The organism is Mixta mediterraneensis, assembly GCF_030283135.1.
Classification (GTDB): domain Bacteria; phylum Pseudomonadota; class Gammaproteobacteria; order Enterobacterales; family Enterobacteriaceae; genus Pantoea; species Pantoea mediterraneensis.
Window position 1 is genome coordinate 231267 of sequence record NZ_JASUAZ010000002.1, and the last position, 19185, is coordinate 250451.

14 protein-coding genes and 1 pseudogene are annotated in these 19185 nt (G+C 53.9%); 10 read left to right on the plus strand and 5 right to left on the minus strand.

All coding sequences use genetic code 11. The features are described 5' to 3' along the window. Positions 1-85: 85 nt before the first annotated feature. Both ubiT and QRY16_RS02865 read left to right on the plus strand, forming a co-directional pair. Complete coding sequence (gene ubiT, locus QRY16_RS02860) at positions 86-574, plus strand: ubiquinone anaerobic biosynthesis accessory factor UbiT (RefSeq protein ID WP_289775566.1); 489 nt, start codon at positions 86-88, stop codon at positions 572-574. Continuing rightward, on the plus strand, positions 568-1074 hold the full coding sequence (locus tag QRY16_RS02865; RefSeq protein ID WP_289775567.1) for a GNAT family N-acetyltransferase: 507 nt from the start codon (positions 568-570) through the stop codon (positions 1072-1074). The genes ubiT and QRY16_RS02865 overlap by 7 nt, the downstream gene beginning before the upstream one ends. Here the strand turns inward: QRY16_RS02865 and QRY16_RS02870 are convergent. Next, the gene (locus QRY16_RS02870; protein WP_193405170.1) at positions 1058-1345 is read right to left on the minus strand and encodes a GIY-YIG nuclease family protein; all 288 of its coding nucleotides are present in this window, start codon (positions 1343-1345) and stop codon (positions 1058-1060) included. The genes QRY16_RS02865 and QRY16_RS02870 overlap by 17 nt on opposite strands. Before the next feature lie 93 nt (positions 1346-1438). Between QRY16_RS02870 and QRY16_RS02875 the strand changes: the two genes are divergently transcribed. Then, entirely contained in the window at positions 1439-1873 is a 435-nt protein-coding gene (locus tag QRY16_RS02875; protein ID WP_289775568.1) for a YhbP family protein, read from the plus strand. A gap of 35 nt (positions 1874-1908) precedes the next feature. Here QRY16_RS02875 and QRY16_RS02880 read toward each other — a convergent pair whose 3' ends face one another. Next, complete coding sequence (locus QRY16_RS02880; RefSeq protein ID WP_289775569.1) at positions 1909-2430, minus strand: type 1 glutamine amidotransferase domain-containing protein; 522 nt, start codon at positions 2428-2430, stop codon at positions 1909-1911. 237 nt (positions 2431-2667) lie between these two features. Between QRY16_RS02880 and QRY16_RS02885 the strand changes: the two genes are divergently transcribed. Then, positions 2668-3303 carry an NAD-dependent epimerase/dehydratase family protein gene (locus QRY16_RS02885; protein ID WP_289775570.1) on the plus strand — a complete coding sequence of 212 codons (636 nt, stop codon included), beginning with the start codon at positions 2668-2670 and terminating at the stop codon, positions 3301-3303. Here the strand turns inward: QRY16_RS02885 and nrdG are convergent. The 3 genes from nrdG to galR form a co-directional block, all read right to left on the minus strand. After that, positions 3295-3762, minus strand: coding sequence for an anaerobic ribonucleoside-triphosphate reductase-activating protein (gene nrdG, locus QRY16_RS02890; RefSeq protein WP_193405166.1), 468 nt, complete (start codon positions 3760-3762; stop codon positions 3295-3297). The genes QRY16_RS02885 and nrdG overlap by 9 nt on opposite strands. After that, positions 3759-5897: an anaerobic ribonucleoside-triphosphate reductase gene (nrdD, locus tag QRY16_RS02895; protein ID WP_289775571.1), complete on the minus strand. Its 2139-nt coding sequence runs from the start codon at positions 5895-5897 to the stop codon at positions 3759-3761. Before nrdD ends, nrdG begins: the two co-directional genes overlap by 4 nt. Before the next feature lie 138 nt (positions 5898-6035). Then, positions 6036-7037 carry an HTH-type transcriptional regulator GalR gene (gene galR, locus QRY16_RS02900; RefSeq protein WP_289775572.1) on the minus strand — a complete coding sequence of 334 codons (1002 nt, stop codon included), beginning with the start codon at positions 7035-7037 and terminating at the stop codon, positions 6036-6038. Between the two features lie 191 nt (positions 7038-7228). Here galR and QRY16_RS02905 point away from each other — a divergent pair, with 191 nt between their 5' ends. The 6 genes and pseudogenes from QRY16_RS02905 (at position 7229) to QRY16_RS02930 (ending at position 19141) form a co-directional block, all read left to right on the plus strand. Continuing rightward, positions 7229-9502 (plus strand): molybdopterin guanine dinucleotide-containing S/N-oxide reductase, encoded by a 2274-nt coding sequence (locus tag QRY16_RS02905; protein WP_193405163.1) that lies wholly within the window; start codon positions 7229-7231, stop codon positions 9500-9502. Positions 9503-9782: 280 nt separating this feature from the next. Further along, positions 9783-11510 carry a penicillin-binding transpeptidase domain-containing protein gene (locus tag QRY16_RS02910; RefSeq protein WP_193405162.1) on the plus strand — a complete coding sequence of 576 codons (1728 nt, stop codon included), beginning with the start codon at positions 9783-9785 and terminating at the stop codon, positions 11508-11510. A 561-nt stretch (positions 11511-12071) separates the two neighbouring features. Beyond that, the gene (locus QRY16_RS02915; protein ID WP_289775573.1) at positions 12072-13208 is read left to right on the plus strand and encodes an efflux RND transporter periplasmic adaptor subunit; all 1137 of its coding nucleotides are present in this window, start codon (positions 12072-12074) and stop codon (positions 13206-13208) included. 9 nt (positions 13209-13217) lie between these two features. Beyond that, on the plus strand, positions 13218-16346 hold the full coding sequence (locus QRY16_RS02920; RefSeq protein ID WP_289775574.1) for an efflux RND transporter permease subunit: 3129 nt from the start codon (positions 13218-13220) through the stop codon (positions 16344-16346). Beyond that, positions 16336-17742 carry an efflux transporter outer membrane subunit gene (locus QRY16_RS02925; RefSeq protein ID WP_289775575.1) on the plus strand — a complete coding sequence of 469 codons (1407 nt, stop codon included), beginning with the start codon at positions 16336-16338 and terminating at the stop codon, positions 17740-17742. Before QRY16_RS02920 ends, QRY16_RS02925 begins: the two co-directional genes overlap by 11 nt. Before the next feature lie 266 nt (positions 17743-18008). After that, positions 18009-19141: pseudogene (locus QRY16_RS02930) on the plus strand (efflux RND transporter periplasmic adaptor subunit). Positions 19142-19185: the final 44 nt, after the last annotated feature.

Consider the following 19185-nt stretch of genomic DNA (forward strand, 5'->3'; position numbering starts at 1 on the left):
CAGAAGGATATGGCACTATACGTAAAATCTTTTTAAGGAAGCGATAGCGGCGTTAAAGCGGTGGCATCTGTATTGCGTAGAAAAAATGCCTAAAATCTTGGAGTTACCCGCAGCACTTACCCCGTTCAAGGTTAAAAAGTTGTTATTGCAACAACGCCTGAACTGGCATTTTCGTTATTCTTTGGCTGAAGGTGAGTTAGACTTCCTGCAAGGGCGCTTTCTGGGGATCGAAATGGATGATATGAATTTGACAGGGATCACCACGATTCAGAATGGCCAACTGGCGGTATTGCCGGATGCCAGGGCAGATGTCTGGTTCCGGGGCAATGCCAATAATTTGTTGCTGATGGCAGCACGTAAAGCAGATCCCGACATGTTGTTCTTTCAACGGCGTCTGGCGATTGAGGACGACACAGAACTGGGGCTGGAGGTAAAGCACGTAATGGATGCAATTGAACTTGACGCTATGTCCATGCCGTTACGCACGGGATTACAGCAGCTGGCTGCTTTTGTGGAGGCAGGAATGAAACTGGACGCGAAAGCCGTACAGGCACGCGCGGGTGCGATATGTTAATTCGAACCGAGATCGGCGTTGATGCAGCAGGCATTGATGGCTTACTTAAACGCTGCTTTAAAACCGCTGCCGAAGCGGAATTGACACAGGCACTACGTGAAGATGGTTTACTGACGCTTGGCGTAGTGGCAACGGACGATGAAGGGCAGGTATTAGGCTATGCTGCTTTTAGTCCGGTGACCTTGCAAGGTGAAGAGCGTGGCTGGGTTGGACTCGCTCCGCTGGCGGTTGATGAAAGCCTGCGCGGCAAAGGCATCGCTAAACAGTTGATCTATGAAGGACTGGATGCGCTTAACGAGTTCGGCTACAGCGCGGTGGTTGTGCTGGGCGATCCGGCGTTCTATAACCGTTTTGGTTTTGAACCCGCGGCGCGTCACGGTTTGCATTGTCGCTGGCCGGGCGCTGAGGCTGCTTTTCAGGTTTATCAGCTGGCAGATACCGCCTTTGAAGGTGCAGAAGGGCGTATCGAGTATTCAGAGCCATTTAATCGCTTCGACTGAACCAGCTATCCAGGCTGACAGGCTGGCTGGCAACCAGGAGCAGCTTTTTCTGACGCGTTAGCTGTTTAACCTGATATTCCAGTCGTGATGCATTGGCGCGATCGCCTGCGTCGCAGTGAAAGACTAAATCCAGCGGGCCTTTGCCGCGTAGCGCGCGTGCACCGCGTCCGCTTTGGTGCTGGTTCACGCGACGCGTCACGTCAGTGGTAATACCGGTATAAAGCGCGCCAGCGGCGGTACGCACAATATAGAGCTGCCAGCTCTGATTCATCTTCATCTTCTCTACATAAAGCCTGCCGGGCAGTGTAGCGCGCTTGTCGTATGGCCGCTATCTGGCGACGGGGCGCATTGACTGGAGTTAACGGTGTCCGACCACGCTCATCTGATTCGTTATCTGAAAAAACAACACGTTCTTTCTCTCTGCTGTAGCGCCGATGATGAATTATGGTGCGCCAACTGTTTTTATGTTTTCGATGAAGCGCGCATGGCGTTCTGGATCATGACCGAACCCGATACGCGTCACGGCCTGCTGCTGACAAAAAATGCCCGGGTTGCAGGCACGGTAAATGGCCAGCCAAAAACCGTATTGCTGATTAAAGGCGTGCAATATCGCGGCAGGATTGCATTATTAAGTGAGGAAGCGGAAGCTCAGGCGCGCCAGACTTATCAGAAACGTTTTCCCGTCTCGCGCAACGTCTCTGCTCCCCTGTGGGAGATCCGCTTAGACGAAGCTAAAATGACCGATAACGCCCTGGGGTTTGGCAAGAAAATCATCTGGCAACGTTCTGATGTGGAATGAAAATTCCCTTTCCCAGGCGGGAAAGGGAAAATGAGTCAGGCTGCTTGCAGAATACGCAGCGACTCACGATTGAACGCCGGTAAGTCCTCTGGGGTACGGCTGGTCACCAGTTTATCCTCATCAACGACCACTTCTTTGTCGTGGAAGTCGGCACCGGCATTGATCAAATCGACAGCGATAGCCTTAACGCAGGTCATCTTACGACCGCGTACGCCGTTGGCGCTGATCAGCAGCTGCGGGCCGTGGCAAATAGCAAAAATAGGTTTGCCGCTAGCGACAAAATCTTTGGTGAATTTGACAAAGCGATCGTCACCGCGCAGCGAATCCGGCGAGTGTCCGCCCGGCAGCAGCAGCGCATCAAATTCCGCTGGGCTGACATCATCAATGCTACGATCGATAGTCACTTCCGCTTCGCCTTTTTTGCCTTTAACGGTTTTCCCGGCTTGCTTTTCAATAGTGATGACTTCAAAGCCCGCTTGCTTATAAGCATCCGCAGGTGAGGTAAATTCTGAGTCTTCAAATTCATCGGTGATTAAAACCGCAACTTTCTTGCTCATTTTTCCTCCTGAACAACGTGAAGCGCGAATGGCGCTATCCTGAATACTCAATAAGCCTGGTCATTCATTATAAAAACGCAAGCCAAGCCGTATATCCGTCCTGCTACTGGCTGTAAAGTCCTTGCTCGCTGCCCGGAAGCCATCCCGGAAAACGCCCGGTTTGGCCGCCTGCCTGCAACGTAAGGTATTTAGGATATAGTCTTAAGTAGCATGATGTTGCGAATCTAAGGAGATACGATGAATCGCATACTACTGACCGGTGCAACTGGGCTAGTCGGGTCACATCTGCTGCGATTGCTGATTGACGATTCACGGATCGACGAAATCATTGCGCCCACGCGCCGTGCATTGCCAGAGATGCGTAAAGTGGTGAATCCGGTTGAAGCAGATTTAACTGACTTGTTAGGCCCGCTGGAAACCTCGCTAGACACGGTGTTTTGCTGTCTGGGCACCACCCGAAAACAGGCGGGCAGTAAAGAAGCCTTTGTGCAGGTCGATTACACCCTGGTCGTAGACAGCGGATTAAGCGGTTTACGTTTGGGAGCGAAGCAGATGCTGGTAGTAAGCGCTCACGGCGCCAATTGTCATTCGCCGTTTTTTTATAATCGGGTAAAAGGTGAAATGGAAAATGCGCTGCGCCATCAAGGCTGGCCACGTCTGACGCTGGTACGGCCTTCGTTATTACTGGGTGAACGACAGGCCAAACGCGGTGGCGAAAACCTGCTGGCGCCGCTGTTCGGCCTGCTACCGGGCAACTGGCGTTCTGTGCATGCGCACGACGTGGCGCAGTGTCTGTATCATCAGGCTTTTTTACCGGGCGGTGAACGCGTGAAAGTTATTGAATCCGCTGACATTCCGCGCCATTCAGCGTAAATACCAAATGTGCTGGTTGCGGCTACCGCGCCATTGCAGCGTGGCATCTTTCTCTGCCTCAATAAAGCGACCATCAATCAGCACATCAATGTTGCTCAGTACCTCGCGCTGGGCCGCATTCAGCTCCGCCATCTTATAACCGGTCCATACCCAAATATCTTTGCCGCGGCACGCCTGGCGCACGCGTTTTACCAGGCGGCGAATGTGCGGCACATTATGAGGATGCAGTGGATCGCCGCCGCTGAGCGACAAACCCTGACGCGGAATGCGCGTATCCTGCAAATCCCTCAGCAACTGCTCTTCCATTGCTAAGGTAAATGGCTGACCGGAATCGAGCCGCCAGGTGCTTTGGTTGTAGCAGCCGCGACATTGATGTTCGCACCCGGCGACAAACAGCGTGCAGCGCGTGCCGGGGCCATTCACAATATCGACATCATAATAGCGATGAATATGCATCATCCCAGCGACCCGCTTTCCATATGTTTGATCCGGCGCTGTACTTCCTGCTGCTTACCGGCATTGAACGGACGAGCATCCGGGCTACCCAGATAACCGCAGACGCGTCGCGTCACTGAAACACGCGCCGAATCGTGATTGCCACAGTTGGGGCAGGTAAATCCGCGGCTGGTACAGCTAAACTCGCCGCTGAAGCCGCACTCATAACATTCATCGATGGGTGTATTGGTGCCGTAATAGGGCACGCGGTTGTAGCTGTAATCCCAGACATCTTCCAGCGCTTTCAGATTGTGTTGCACATTAGGGTATTCGCCATAGCAAATGAAACCGCCATTCGCCAGCGGCGGATAAGGCGCCTCGAAGTCAATTTTGTCGTAAGGGTTCACTTTTTTCTCAACGTCCAGATGAAAACTATTGGTGTAATAACCTTTATCGGTCACGCCAGCGATCGTCCCAAACTCAGCGGTATCCAGGCGGCAGAAGCGATCGCATAGATTTTCGCTGGGCGTGCTGTACAGGCTGAAACCGTAACCCGTTTCTGCTTTCCATGCATCGACGGCCAATCGCATATGCCTGATGATTGCGATGCCTTTAGCACGCAGAGCGGCATCATCATAAGGATGCCGCGCATTACCACTCAGCGCGTTCAGCGTTTCATGCAGGCCAATAAAACCCAGCGACAGCGAAGCGCGGCCATTGCGAAAAATTGGCCCAACCTCATCCTCTGCATTCAGGCGTATGCCGCACGCCCCTTCCATATAGAGGATCGGTGCAACGCGCGCTTTAGTTTTTTCCAGGCGTGCCACGCGTGTCATCAATGCGCGTTTTGCCAGAGCCAGACGCGTATCCAGTAATTTCCAGAAACGCGCTTCGTCACCGCTGGCTTCCAGCGCGATGCGCGGTAAATTCAGGCTAATCACGCCAATGTTGTTACGTCCTTCGTGGATCTGTTGGCCGTTCTCCTCATACACGCCAAGAAAGCTGCGGCAGCCCATCGGGGTCTTAAACGAACCAGTTGCGCTAACTACCTGATCATAATTAAGAATATCGGGATACATACGCTTGCTGGCACATTCGAGAGCCAGTTGCTTTATGTCATAATTACTGTCACCGGGACGACGATTCACGCCTTCCCGAATGGCAAAAACCAGCTTGGGGAATACCGCCGTTTTGTGATTTTTACCCAATCCGGCCAGGCGATTACGCAGGATCGATTGCTGGATCAGACGCGCTGCCCAGTCGGTGCCCAGGCCGAAGCCAAAGGTCACAAAAGGCGTCTGACCATTGGCGGTATGCAGCGTATTCACCTCATATTCCAGTGACTGGAAAGCGTCATAGCACTCTTTTTCGGTGCGCTCTCGCGCATAGGCTTCTGCATCCGCTATCTGCCACGCAAGCGCCACCGCGCGGTGTTTTTCCAGGCTCAACGCAACAAACGGCGCGAGTACTTCATCGATGCGATTGATGGTGGTGCCGCCGTAAATATGGCTGGCAACCTGAGCAATAATTTGCGCGGTAACGGCAGTGGCGGTAGCGATGGATTTCGGCGGTGCAATGTCGGCATTTCCCATCCTGAAGCCGTTATTCAACATACCTTTTAAATCGATCAGCATGCAGTTAAACATTGGAAAGAAGGGAGAGTAGTCGAGATCGTGATAGTGGATTTCGCCGCGCTGATGCGCCAGCACAATGTCGCGTGGCAGGATCTGCTGTTGCGCATAGTGTTTAGCGACGATCCCTGCCAGCAAATCACGCTGGGTTGGGATCACTTTGCTGTCTTTATTGGCATTCTCATGGAGCAACGCCGCGTTGGTTTGATCGACTAAGCCGTGGATAGCGTGATGCAGACTGCCACGCTGTTCCCGCGCAACGTCGCGGTCGTGGCGATATTCAATATACACTCGCGCCAGCTGCGGGTAAGGGCCGGACATCAGCGTTTCTTCTACCGCATCCTGAATATCGCGAATATCGACTTCATGTTTTTCAGCCAGCCGTGCACTGACCTTATCGGCCGCCGCTGCGCACCAGCCTGTATCGTCAACGTTTGCTGCCCGTGCCGCTGCTGCGACGGCCGCGCGAATACGTTGCACATCAAAACCTGTGCGACAACCGTCGCGTTTGATTACCACCGTTGCCATACTTACTCCAGAAATCCATATGTGGGGATTCCCAGAAAGTTTACGCACAACATGTAGTTATTGCCGCGAAATAGTTGTATCCGGTTTGACCTGAAACAAGGAAGCGAAGAGCAGCAGAAAAAGCCGTCCGTAATCTCTTCAGGCAGGGCCGCTGACCGAGTGGCGACGGACCAGCGTTGGGTTAAACATATTGGTCACTTCTGGCAGCGACTGATTATTAGCTAATGCCAGCGCCAGTTCGGCCGCCTGCTGCGCCATGGTCACAATCGGATAACGTACGGTAGTGAGGCGCGGACGTACATAGCGTGATACCAGCACATCATCGAAACCGATCAGCGACATCTCTTCCGGCACGCGTACACCATTATCGCTCAGCACCGCCAGCGCACCTGCGGCCATCGAATCGTTATAGCAGGCGACAGCAGTGAAATTTTTGCCGCGCCCTAACAGTTCGGTCATTGCCTGTTCACCACCCACTTCGTCCGGTTCGCCCCATGTCACCAGACGATCGTTACAGGGTAAACCATGCTCTTTGAGCGCATCGTAATAACCCTGCAGGCGATCTTCAGCATCAGAAATCGTGTGGGTAGAACAGACGAAGGCAATATTTTGATGACCAGACTGGATCAGATGGCGCGTGGCCAGCCAGGCGCCATAACGATCGTCAAGGGCGATACAACGTTTTTCGAAGCCCTTCAGCAGTCGGTTCAGCAGCACCATGCCCGGCACTTGCTTCATCAGTACTTCCAGTTCGGCATCAGAAATTTTCTTGGCGTGCACCACCAGGGCCGCGCAACGATGGCGCATCAGTTGTTCAATAGCCTGTCGCTCTTTTTGCTCATTATGGTAACCGTTACCAATCAGCAAAAAGTTGCCGGTTTGTCCTGCTACTTCATCAACCGCTTTCACCATCGCACCGAAAAATGGATCGGAAACATCGCCCACCACCAAACCCAACGTTTCCGTGGATTGCTGCGCCAGGGCGCGCGCATTGGCGTTTGGATGATACTGAAGCTGTTCCATCGCCTGGCTAACAGCCAGGCGCGAGCTTTCGCTCGCTTTAGGAGAATGATTAATAACGCGAGAAACCGTGGCGACAGAAACACCCGCCAGTCTGGCAACATCCTTTATGGTTGACATGCGTTTACCTGCTTGCGGGGAAAACGTTTACACATCACATCAGTGTTACGGAAAAGGATGGACACATCAAGCCGACAGAATGTCAGCGCTGTCGCAAAAGAGAGCAAAATCAGGCCCTCTGCGTCAGCTTACGAGGGGGGCGGATTGCATGTTATGCTGTTTTCCCTCCATATCTGCAGTGAAAGACAAAAATGAAAACGAGAGTGCCGCATCTGGCGCACTGGGGCGCCTTTACCGCAGTGACTGAAAATGATCGGCTCATTGGCTGTGAACCTTTCTTTGCCGATAGCGATCCTTCGCCGATGCTCAATACCCTTCCCGAGCTGGTCTATTCCGATAAGCGTATCCGTCAGCCGATGGTGCGTCGCTCATGGCTTAAATCCCGCGAAAACAGCGATCGCACGCTGCGCGGCCGGGAGGATTTTGTCGCGGTGGACTGGGATACCGCACTGGATTTGGTGGCAGATGAAAACCGGCGCATCCGTGAGCGCTATGGCGCATCGGGCATTTTCAACGGCTCCTATGGTTGGTCCTCAGCGGGCCGTGTTAACCATGCGCGCACGTTGATCCGTCGTTTTTACTTCAACGGTGGGGGTGGCGTCGATCAGCAAGGCAACTACAGCTGGGGAGCGGCACAATTCTTTCTGCCTTATGTGATTGGCACGTATATGCCATTAACCGGTCGCGTGACCGACTGGCCGGAAGTGGTGAAACACGCGGAGATTTTTGTCGCTTTTGGCGGCCTGGCGCTGAAAAACGCACAGGTGGCATCGGGTGGCGCGGGTCAGCACAGCCTGAAGCCCGCGCTGGAGCAGCTTGCAGCCAAAGGTACGCCGGTCATTAACATCAGTCCAATGCGTGATGATTGCCCGGCCTTTGTCAACGCCGACTGGTTCCCGATTCGCCCGAATACCGACGTTGCCCTGATGATGGCGCTCGGCTATGAAATCAATCAGCGCGGTGGAACAGATGAAGCTTTCCTTGCCAGCCACTGTACCGGCTGGCCGCAGCTGCGTGCCTATCTACTGGGCGAAAACGATGGCGTGGCAAAAACTGCTGGCTGGGCCAGTCGCATCACCGGTATTCCGGCAGATCGCATCGTACAGCTGGCACAGCAGCTTATCGGCAAACGCAGCTTCATTACCTGTTCTTATGCGGTGCAGCGCGCTCATCGCGGCGAGCAGCCGTACTGGATGATGATTGCGCTCGCTGCAATGCTGGGACAGCCGGGCCTGCCGGGGGGCGGTTTCTCGTTCGGTCACGGCTCAATGAACAGTGTCGGTAACCCGCGTCAGGAAGGTCCTGCACCGATGATGAGTACCGGCCCTAATCCCGCAGGCCTGTCGATTCCCGTGGCGCGCATCAGCGATATGCTGCTACATCCTGGTCAGCCGTATCCCTTCCAGGGCGAAACGCTGCACTATCCTGACATCCATTTAATTCACTGGGCAGGCGGTAATCCGTTCCACCATCATCAGCAGTTGAATCGTCTGGTGGAAGGCTGGCAGAAACCGGATACGGTGGTGGTGCAGGATATTGTCTGGACACCCGCCGCGCAGATGGCGGACATTGTTTTGCCCGCCACCACGACCCTGGAGCGCAATGACATTGGCGGCTCATCGCGCGATCGCTTTGTGCTGGCGATGCATCAGGCGGTGAAACCGCAGCATCAGGCGCGTAATGATTTCGATATTTTTGCTGATCTCGCTGAGCGTCTCGGCTATCGCGAGACCTTCACCGAAGGACGCAATGAAATGCAGTGGATCGCGCACCTGTATCAGCAATGTGCGGTGGCGCATGCACACAAAGGCATCCACTTTCCTGAGTTTGACGCGTTTTGGCAGCGTGGCTTCGTTGAAATACCGGAAGGCGGTAAGCCTTACGTATTTATGGACAACTTCCGCGCCGATCCGATTGCGCATCCTATCCAGACTGCTAGCGGCAAGATTGAACTGTTTAGCCAGACCATCGCCGATTATCAGCTGGAGGACTTTGCCGGTCATCCAGAATGGCGTGAGCCGCAGGAGTGGCTGGGCGCACCGTTAAGCCGTGATTACCCGCTGCATATGATCTCAGTCCAGCCGTCTGATCGGCTGCACAGCCAGCTTGATGCCACAGAAACCGTGCAGAAAAATAAAACAGCCGGACACGAAACGCTGTATATGCATCCGCAAGATGCCGCAGCCCGTGACATCGTGGATGGCGATGAAATTGAAGTAAGCAATACGCGAGGCACCATGCTGGCTGGCGTGCGCTTAACCGCTGGTTTAACGCCAGGGGTGGTGATCGTTTCTACCGGCGCCTGGTTTGATCCCGGTTTTGGTGGCAACTGGCAGCCCTGGGATCGCGCGGGGAACCCAAACGTGCTGACCCTGGACATTGGCACTTCGTCGCTGACGCAGGGGCCGAATGCCATGAGCTGCCTGGTAGAAATCAAAAAACATCTCTTTTGCAAAATAGCGTAGGGATCTCATGGCTGGTTACATTTTGCGAGTAACTGTTGCGTTTGAGTGATGGCAGCCGATCAAGCCAGCTTGCTACAGTCAATGTCCCAGAGGTATTGATGGGTGAACATCAATAGATTTTCTTGATTACACCAACCTGCGCTGATGCGCAGGTTTTTTTTGCGCAAAATTTGTCGTCTGCTAACGAACTGATACACAGTTTTCCTGTTATCCCGCCAGCGCTTTCTTTATAACTGCTGACTTCAGCCTCTTTTTTTATTTTTCAGTGCAGCGGAATGCCATGCCCCGGATTAAAAAACTACTGGGAAAAGACCAGATCAAAGCGCCGTTTAACCCCTTTCGATTTCGATTGATCTGCCTGGGCGTGCTGGCCTGTATGGTAGTGCTACTGATACGCGTTGCCGATTTGCAATTCCTGAATCAGCCGATGCTTGAACACGAAGCCGATCAGCGTTCGCTGCGTACCGTGACGCTGCCAACTAGCCGCGGCACCTTGCTGGATCGCAACGGCGAAGCGCTGGCGCTCAGCGTGCCGTCGCGCGATGTTATCGCCGATCCGCTGCGTGTACTGGAGAGTAACCCGGATTTCACCAGCGCCAAATGGGCTTATCTTGCTGCAGCGTTGAATACCCGCCCGGAGCAGATTGCGGCACAGATCACCGCCAATCCTAAACGTCGCTTCCTTTATCTGGGACGCAAAATCGAGCTGGGCATCGCCAAAGATATTAAAGAGCTGCGTTTGAAAGGCATCAGCGAAGTGTATGACGACAGTCGTTTCTATCCGATGAGTGAAGCCTCAGCGCCGCTGATTGGCATTGTCGGCGCTGATAATATTGGCCTGAACGGACTGGAAAAGGGCTTCGATAAAGTGTTGCAGGGCGTGCCGGGCAAAGAAGTTTATCGTCAGGACGCGATGGGTAATATCATCTCTATGATCAATTACCAGCCGCCAACACAGCCGCCAACCGTGCAGCTCAGCATTGATAAATTCGATCAGTACACGCTTTACAGCAAACTCCGTGATGGAGTGCTACTGAATAAGGCTGATTCAGGCGCTGCGGTATTAGTGAAAATCGATACCGGCGAAATCCTGGCAATGGCATCATATCCGTCGTTTAACCCGAACAACTACGACGGAGCAACACCGGCGCAAATGCGCAACTCGGCGATTAACGACAGCTACGAACCGGGTTCCACCGTAAAACCGCTGGTAGTGATGGAAGGATTAGAACGCCATCTGGTTCGCCCGGATTCGGTTATCGACACGACGCCCTATCGCGTTAACGGCCACCTGATCCGCGACGTCGGACACTGGCCGCGCCTGACCATGACCGGCATTTTGCAGAAATCGAGCGATATTGGCGTTTCGCATATCGCTCTGGCGATGCCTGCTGAAGCGCTGGTGAATACCTATCACGCTTTTGGCCTCGGTAAACCTACCGGTCTGGGACTGACAGGTGAAAGCGTCGGGTATTTCCCGCTACACCGCACGCGCTGGGCCGATATTGAACGCGCCACGTTTGCTTTTGGTTATGGCTTGCGCGTCACGCCGCTGCAAATCGCCCGTGAATATGCCACGCTCGGCTCCTACGGCATCTATCGTCCGCTGTCGATCACGAAGGTCACGCCGCCAGTACTCGGCAAGCAGGTCGCTAATCCGGAAACGGTAAAAGAAGTGGTGCATATGCTGGAGAGCGACGTATTACCGGGCGGGACCGGTGTGAAAGCGGCGGTGCCGGGCTATCGACTCGCGACCAAAACCGGGACGGCAGAAAAAATGGGAAGCAGCGGCAAATATGATGGCGGCTATGTCAACTACACTGCAGGCCTCGCGCCCGCCAGCCATCCTGAAGTTGCGCTGGTAGTCATGATTAACCATCCCACCGCAGGCGATCACTTTGGCGGATCGGTAGCTGCCCCGGTATTCGGTAATATCATGGGGCCGGTGCTTAAACATATGAACGTCGCGCCTGATGCCATCTATAGTAAACCTCCCGTTAAATCTTAATAAAATCACAATGTAAGCGAGGCGTGAAAGTTTTTCACACCTCGTTTCATTTCAGCGTAATCATTTTCTTTTTTTGCCTGTTGCCCAGCCCATAAGGGTGCGAGGATAAAAGTCCCAGAGGTATAGATAGGTGTGAAAGCGAAGCTGCTCCGGCAGTGATACCCAAAGAAGGGTATTTAACCTGTTATTGCACCAACCCACGTAGATGCGTGGGTTTTTTTTACCTGTCCTAAAGACAAAAAGCCGTGCGGGGAAAGCAGATCGCTAGCCTTTGTCTACCCGCAGCGATATGTGCATTAACGCCATCGCCCTGACGACAAAAACAGCAGGTTCGGCTGCTGGCAGAAAAAGCTGATGCGACGCGCATCACCCCGTCGCGCTATCGAAACCAAAGGCTAACTAAACATTACGTGCGAAAGGTGCGCACAGAAAGTTTAGGATTTTCGATTCGAAAATATATTTTACGCTTCCTTAACAGCTTACCTCGCTATCCCTCTCTACAATGGTCACCTTTGAGAGTAATCACTCTCGTTACTTTTATTCTTCTTGCTGAGAAAAACTATGCGCATGAAAGCTCTTTCTGTCAGCGTGGTGTTATTACTGACAGCTTGTGATCAGGGGACGACGCAAACTGCCACTTCATCCACGCCAGAAGTCGGCATCGTCACGCTCAAAAGCGAGCCGGTGACGCTGCTTACTCAATTACCGGGCCGTACCACTGCGGTGAAAACGGCTGAAGTTCGCCCGCAGGTGAGTGGGGTGATCCAGAAGTTACTGTTTACCGAAGGGGGCGAAGTTAAAGCGGGCCAGCCTCTATATCAAATCGATCCTGCTACCTATAAAGCCGCCTACGATAAAGCGCAGGCAACCTGGCAAAATGATGCGATGGTGGTAAAGCGTTATCAGCCACTGGCCGCTGCCCATGCCATTAGTCAGCAAACCTATGACGATGCCCTTGCGGCCGAGCGCGAAGCCAAAGCTGATGTGGAAACCGCCAGGGTCAACCTTAATTACACGCTGGTCAAAGCCCCCATCTCCGGACATATCAGCCGTTCACTGGTCACCGAAGGTGCGTTAGTCACCAGTGGTCAAACCGATTACCTCGCTACTATCCAGCAGCTTAATCCTGTCTACGTTGACGTTAGTGAATCTTCCACTGACCTGCTACGTCTGCGTAGAGCGCTGGCCGAGGGCAAGCTGAAAAAAGTAGGCGACAACATGGCAGCAGTAAAACTGCAACTGGAAGATGGCAGCACTTACAGCCAGCAGGGCCAACTGGCGTTTTCGGAAGTGAATGTTGATGAAGCGACCGGCAGCGTGGTGTTGCGTGCGGTGTTCCCGAATCCGCAAAACGAATTGCTGCCGGGAATGTATGTCCACGCCAGCTTCCCGCAGGGAATACAGCAGCAAGGCATTTTAGTGCCACAGGAAGCGATTATGCATGACACCAAAGGTCAGCCCTACGTTTACGTGGTGAAAGCCGACAGCAGCGTTGAGCAGCGCAGTGTGACTACCGGCGAAATGATTAATGAAAAATGGCTGATTACCAGCGGCCTGCACAACGGCGAAAAAGTGGTGGTGAATGGTCTGCAAAGCGTACACAGCGGCAGCAAAGTGAAAACCGTGGCAGCCAATGTGAACGATACGCCTTCCGCTGACAGCGTCAGCCTGACGATGACCGATCCGTCGGCCCAATAAGGAGACGCTATGTCTAAGTTCTTTATTGAACGTCCGATATTCGCCTGGGTTGTGGCGATTATCGTCATGCTGGTGGGCACGATTGCCATCCTGAATCTACCGGTTAATCAATATCCCAACATCTCGCCGCCAGCGGTCTCCATTTCTGTCACCTATCCGGGCGCCAGCGCGGAAACCACGCAGAACACGGTTGTGCAGGTCATTGAGCAACAGCTGAACGGCCTGGATGGTTTACGCTATCTGGAATCAAGCAGCGCCAGCGATGGTAGTGCGCAAATCATCGCCACCTTTAATCAGGGTATCAATCCGGACATCGCCCAGGTGCAGGTACAGGACCGCGTTTCTTTGGCGGAATCGCAGTTGCCAACTGACGTAACGCAGCAGGGGATCCGCATCCGTAAGTACCAAAAAAACTTCATGATGGTTATCAGCCTGATTTCGAAAGACGGCAAGCTGAGCAACGGCGATCTTGCCGACATGCTGGTATCTAAACTGGAGGACCCTATTTCGCGCACCAAAGGTGTAGGCGATTTTATGGTGCTGGGATCGGAATATGCGATGCGTATCTGGCTCGATCCGGCCAGGCTATACAAATATAACCTGATGCCAGGTAACGTCAGCACCGTAATAGATAACCAGAACGTGCAGGTTTCTTCCGGTTCCCTCGGCGGTTTGCCGACCATTCACGATGCGAAAACCAATGCCACTATTCTGGGGAAATCACGCTTCACTACGGTGAAGCAGTTTGAAAACGTGCTGTTGAAGGTTAACAGTGATGGTTCGCAGATCCGCCTGAAAGATGTCGGCAGCGTGGCATTAGGGCCGCAAAGCTATACCATCGACTCCACGATGGATGGCAAGCCTTCAGCCGGTATCGCCTTACGTCTGGCAACCGGTGCCAACGAGCTGGATACCGCCAAAGCCGTGCGCGCCACGGTATCGGCGTTGAAAGATTCACTACCGGATAATGTTGAAGTGCAATACCCCTACGACACCTCGCCGGTGGTCAGCGCATCCATTGAAGAAGTGGTGAAAACCCTGCTTGAAGCGATTGTGCTGGTCTTTGTTGTGATGCTGATCTTCCTGCAAAATCTGCGTGCCACGTTCATCACCACGCTGGTCGTGCCGGTGGTCTTGCTGGGCACGTTTGGCATTCTTTCTGCCTTTGGTTACAGCATTAACACGCTGACGATGTTCGGCATGGTGCTGGCGATAGGTTTGCTGGTGGACGATGCCATTGTGGTGGTGGAAAACGTCGAGCGCGTGATGCATGAAGAGCAGCTTGATCCAAAAACCGCCACCATCAAATCAATGCAGCAGATACAAGGCGCGCTGTTTGGTATTGCGTTAGTGCTGTCGGCGGTGTTGCTGCCAATGGCGTTTTTCTCAGGCTCAACCGGCGTGATTTATCGCCAGTTCTCCATCACCATTGTCTCGGCGATGGCTTTATCGGTGCTGATGGCGCTGATTTTCACGCCCGCGCTATGCGCCACGCTGCTGAAACCCTCTTCTGCTGAGCACAAAACGACGGGCCTGGCTGGCTGGTTCAACCGCAAATTTGACAGCGGCACGCTGCACTACACTCACGGCGTCAGCAAAGTGATTTCGCGTCGCGGTCTGTTTCTGGTGGTGTATCTGGTCATTGTTGGCGTAACCGGTTATCTGTTCACGCGTGTCCCCACCACGTTCCTGCCAGATGAAGATCAGGGATTGATGATGGTGCAGATCACGCTACCGGTGAATGCGTCGTCACAGCGCACCCAGAAAGTCATTAACGATCTCAATGATTATCTGCACGACAAGCAGGCATCAGTGGTGACCACTGTCTTTGCCGCCAACGGCTTTAACTTCGCCGGGCGCGGACAAAACAGCGCCATGGCGTTTGTGCGCCTGAAGGACTGGAGTGAGCGTACCGAATCCAGCCAGAGCGTAAAAAGCCTGGCGGCGAACATCATGGCGCATTTTGCCCATTATAAAGATGCCAAAATCTTTGCGATGGTGCCGCCAGCGGTAATGGAGCTGGGCAACGCCACCGGTTTCGACTTCTATCTGCAGGACACCGCCGGTCATACGCACCAGGAAATGATGGATGCCACCCACAAATTTCTTGAGCTGGCGAACAAAGATCCCCGCCTCAGCGCCGTGCGCCTTAACGGTATGGAAGATGAGCCGCAATATCAGTTAGAGATCAATGATGAGCGCGCCAGCGCCCTTGGTCTGAGCATGGCCGATGTGAACAACACCCTGTCAGTGGCGTGGGGTTCCAGCTACATTGATCAGTTCATGTATAACGGCCGCGTCAAAGAAGTTTACCTGATGGGCAAAGCCGATTCGCGCGTCACGCCGGACGATCTTAATAAATGGTATTTCCGCAACAGCAGCGGAACTATGGTGCCATTTTCTGCGTTCGCCAGCGGTAAATGGGTCAGCGGATCGCCACACTACGAGCGCTTTAACGGCATGACGGCGGAGGAAATCCTCGGCTCGCCAGCCGCCGGTTACAGCAGCGGCGAAGCGATGAAAGCGGTAGAGGAGATCGGCACAAAGATGCCGAAAGGCTTCCGCGTGCAGTGGTACGGCATCTCTTATGAAGAACAGGCATCCGGCTCGCAAACTACTCAGCTGTATGCCATCTCGGTGCTGGTGGTGTTCCTGTGTCTGGCTGCGCTGTACGAGAGCTGGTCAATTCCCTTTTCAGTCTTGTTAGTCGTGCCGCTGGGCGTATTAGGCACCATCAGCGCAGTGCTGCTGCGCGGCCTGCAGAATGATGTGTTCTTCCAGGTAGGGCTGTTAACCACCGTCGGCCTGGCGGCAAAGAACGCCATATTGATTGTCGAGTTCGCTAAAGAGCTGCACGAGCGTGAGGGTAAATCGCTGGTGGAAGCGGCGATTGAGGCGTCGCGCTTGCGTATCCGACCTATCATCATGACGTCAATGGCATTTATTCTTGGCGTACTGCCGCTCACGATCTCTAACGGCGCCGGTGCGGGTAGCCAGCACTCGATTGGTACGGCGGTAGCGGGTGGCATGCTCACCGCGACCTTCCTCGCCATCTTCTTTGTCCCGATGTTCTACGTAGTGGTTTCGCAATTCTTCTCGCGTAAGAAAAAGCCAGAGGTTGTTCACAATGATAACTAAAGCATCCCGCTGGGCGCTGCTGCCACTGGCTACTGCCCTTGGCTTAACTGGCTGTACGTTACAGCCCAACTACCATCGTCCAACAATGCCGGTTAAGGCACATTACGATCAAAACACGCCGGTCGGTAATGTGGCCGATCTGCCGTGGCAGAACTTCTTTAACGATGCCACGATGCGCAACCTGATCGATCTGTCGTTAAAAAACAACCGCGACTTGCGCGTGGCAGCGTTGAACGTTGAGCAGGCGCGCGCTTCGGTGCAAATCGATCGCGCTGCGTTGTTGCCATCAATTAATGCCACAGCCAGCCAGACCTCGGCCCATGAGCCAGCTAACTTGTACAACACGCAATCGACAGGCGCGGTGACGTATCACGAACTGAATGCCGGATTAGGCGTGACATCCTGGGAGCTGGATTTTTGGGGACGTTTGCGTAGCTTGCGCGATCAGGCGCAGGAAACTTACCTGTCAACCGCTGCTACCGAACGCGCCACGCGTATCTCGCTGATTTCGCAGGTGGCGTCGGCGTGGCTGACGCTCTGCTCCGATAATGATTTGCTCCACCTCGCCGGGCAAACCGCGCAGAGTCAGCAGAAGTCATACGATCTCACCAAAATCAGCTACAACGGCGGCGTCAGCAGCGATCAGGATCTGGCTGAAGCGGAGAGCACAGTACGTAGCGCCGAAGCCGATGTGGCGAGTTACACCCGCCAGGTACGGCAGGATGTTGATGCGTTGCGGCTGCTGGCTGGCACCGACTTGCCTGCTACGCTGCTAAAAAACGCCACACTTAACAGCCACTGGCAATTTCCGCAAACGCCTGCCGGATTGCCATCGGACCTGCTGACGCGTCGCCCGGACATTATCGCGGCGGAGCACACGCTAAAAGCAGCGAATGCCAATATTGGTGCGGCACGGGCGGCCTTCTTCCCGAGCATCACGTTAACGGCATCAGGCGGTTCAACCAGTAGCTCGCTCGGCCATTTGCTGGAAGGCGGTACGGCGGCCTGGTCGTTTGTGCCGTCAATTAATCTGCCGATTTTTGATGGCGGCGTGAATCAGGCTAATCTCGACATCGCCAAACTCGAAAAACGCATTGAGATCGCCAACTATGAAAAGGCAATTCAGACCGCGTTTAAAGATGTCAACGATGCATTAGCGGGACAGGACACCTGGCAAAACCAGTTAACGGCACGACAAAAAGAGGTAGCGGCAAACCAGCGCGATTACGACTATTCTGAATTACGCTATAAGCAGGGTGTTGATAACTATCTCAATGTACTGGTGGCACAACGTTCGCTTTATGCTGCCCGGCAGGCTTTGATCGCTGCACATCTGGGCCAGCTCAATCAAAAAATTACGTTGTATGAGGCGCTGGGAGGCGGCTGGAAGTCCTGATTTTCTTAACGAAACCTTTACGGTTTGTCGATGGAAAATCGCGTAAGGTTTAGCCGATAATACGCGCCGTAAGGGGTGCGCCCGTCATACTTCACCTTGCCGCTTTGTTGGCTGCGTTTACTCACCCGGATCATATTGTTAGCGACCTGATCCGGGATTTGTTCGCTTGCGGCCTTGAAGCAGCTCAAATTATTTAGGGTTGCGCCTTGAAATAATCCCTTGGTTTGCAGGGGGTTTCCTTATTCCTTGTTTACCTGAAGAGTTCGATGATTACTAACGTGCCCCGTTCCTCTCGTTCCCGCTGGCTGAAATGGCTACTTATTTTAATTGTGGTATTGATTATTGCCGCTGTGGCCTGGCGAGTATTGCCATTTGGTAAAGGATCGGGAAGCAGGATGCCACCGGGCGGACGTGGCGGTCCCGGCATGATGATGGGAGGCGGCGCGACCCTGGTGCACAGCGGTGTCGCCAGCACCGCCGATGTGCCGGTTTATCTGAATGCGCTTGGCACGGTCATTCCCAATGCCAGCGTTACCGTTACCAGCCGTGTCGATGGGCAACTGGAGAAGGTTTACTTCACTGAAGGGCAAAAAGTCGAGGCGGGTCAGTTACTGGCGCAGATCTGACGCTGGCGCGCTATCGCAAGCTGGCGGCGCAGGACTCTCTGTCGCGTCAGGATCTGGATACGCAGATTGCCACTGTCGGGCAATACCGTGGCGCGGTTGCCGCCGATCAGGCGCAGATCGCCAGTGCGAAACTCAGCATCGAATATGCCCGTATCACCGCGCCGGTCAGCGGTCGCGTTGGTTTGCGTCAGGTCGATCCGGGCAATATGGTACAAACCTCCAGCAGTACCGGCCTGGTCACCATCACCCAGATGCAGCCTGCGGCGGTAACGTTTAGCGTGCCGCAGAGCAACATCCCGACGCTGGTCAGCGCGCTGCATAACGCGCAAAGCCTGCCTGCGACCGCCTTTGATCAGGACAATACCACCGCTATCGCCAGCGGCCAGGTAAAATTCATCAGTAATCAGATTGATACTGCCACCGGCACGGTTGAGCTAAAGGCGATCTTCCCAAATGAAGATGAAGCGCTGTTCGCAAATCAGTTCGTCAATCTTCGTTTGCAAACCAACACGCTAAAAGGCGCAACGGTGATCCCGGTGCAGGCCCTACAGCTGAGCAGCGACGGTAGCTTTGTGTTTGTTATCAACAAAGACAGCACGGTGACGCGTAAAGCGGTGACTGCCGGTCCGGCATTTGGTGACGATCGGCAAGCGATACTGAAAGGCGTGGAGCCGGGTGATCGCCTGGTAACGGAAGGCATCGATCGCCTGACCAACGGCAGTAAAGTGTCGGTGGCGAATGAAACGCAAACCACCCCCGCCGAGGCCAAATGAACCCGTCACGCCTGTTTATTCAGCGTCCGGTCGCTACCATCCTG

Bases quoted from the DNA above. Each gene is read 5' to 3' on its own strand.
- QRY16_RS02865 (WP_289775567.1), top strand. From the start codon at position 568: ATGTTAATTCGAACCGAGATCGGCGTTGATGCAGCAGGCATTGATGGC.
- galR (WP_289775572.1), bottom strand. From the start codon at position 7,037: ATGTCAACCATAAAGGATGTTGCCAGACTGGCGGGTGTTTCTGTCGCC.
- QRY16_RS02905 (WP_193405163.1), top strand. From the start codon at position 7,229: ATGAAAACGAGAGTGCCGCATCTGGCGCACTGGGGCGCCTTTACCGCA.
- QRY16_RS02920 (WP_289775574.1), top strand. From the start codon at position 13,218: ATGTCTAAGTTCTTTATTGAACGTCCGATATTCGCCTGGGTTGTGGCG.
- ubiT (WP_289775566.1), top strand. From the start codon at position 86: ATGCCTAAAATCTTGGAGTTACCCGCAGCACTTACCCCGTTCAAGGTT.
- QRY16_RS02925 (WP_289775575.1), top strand. From the start codon at position 16,336: ATGATAACTAAAGCATCCCGCTGGGCGCTGCTGCCACTGGCTACTGCC.
- QRY16_RS02880 (WP_289775569.1), bottom strand. From the start codon at position 2,430: ATGAGCAAGAAAGTTGCGGTTTTAATCACCGATGAATTTGAAGACTCA.
- QRY16_RS02885 (WP_289775570.1), top strand. From the start codon at position 2,668: ATGAATCGCATACTACTGACCGGTGCAACTGGGCTAGTCGGGTCACAT.
- nrdD (WP_289775571.1), bottom strand. From the start codon at position 5,897: ATGGCAACGGTGGTAATCAAACGCGACGGTTGTCGCACAGGTTTTGAT.
- nrdG (WP_193405166.1), bottom strand. From the start codon at position 3,762: ATGATGCATATTCATCGCTATTATGATGTCGATATTGTGAATGGCCCC.
- QRY16_RS02910 (WP_193405162.1), top strand. From the start codon at position 9,783: ATGCCCCGGATTAAAAAACTACTGGGAAAAGACCAGATCAAAGCGCCG.
- QRY16_RS02915 (WP_289775573.1), top strand. From the start codon at position 12,072: ATGCGCATGAAAGCTCTTTCTGTCAGCGTGGTGTTATTACTGACAGCT.
- QRY16_RS02870 (WP_193405170.1), bottom strand. From the start codon at position 1,345: ATGAATCAGAGCTGGCAGCTCTATATTGTGCGTACCGCCGCTGGCGCG.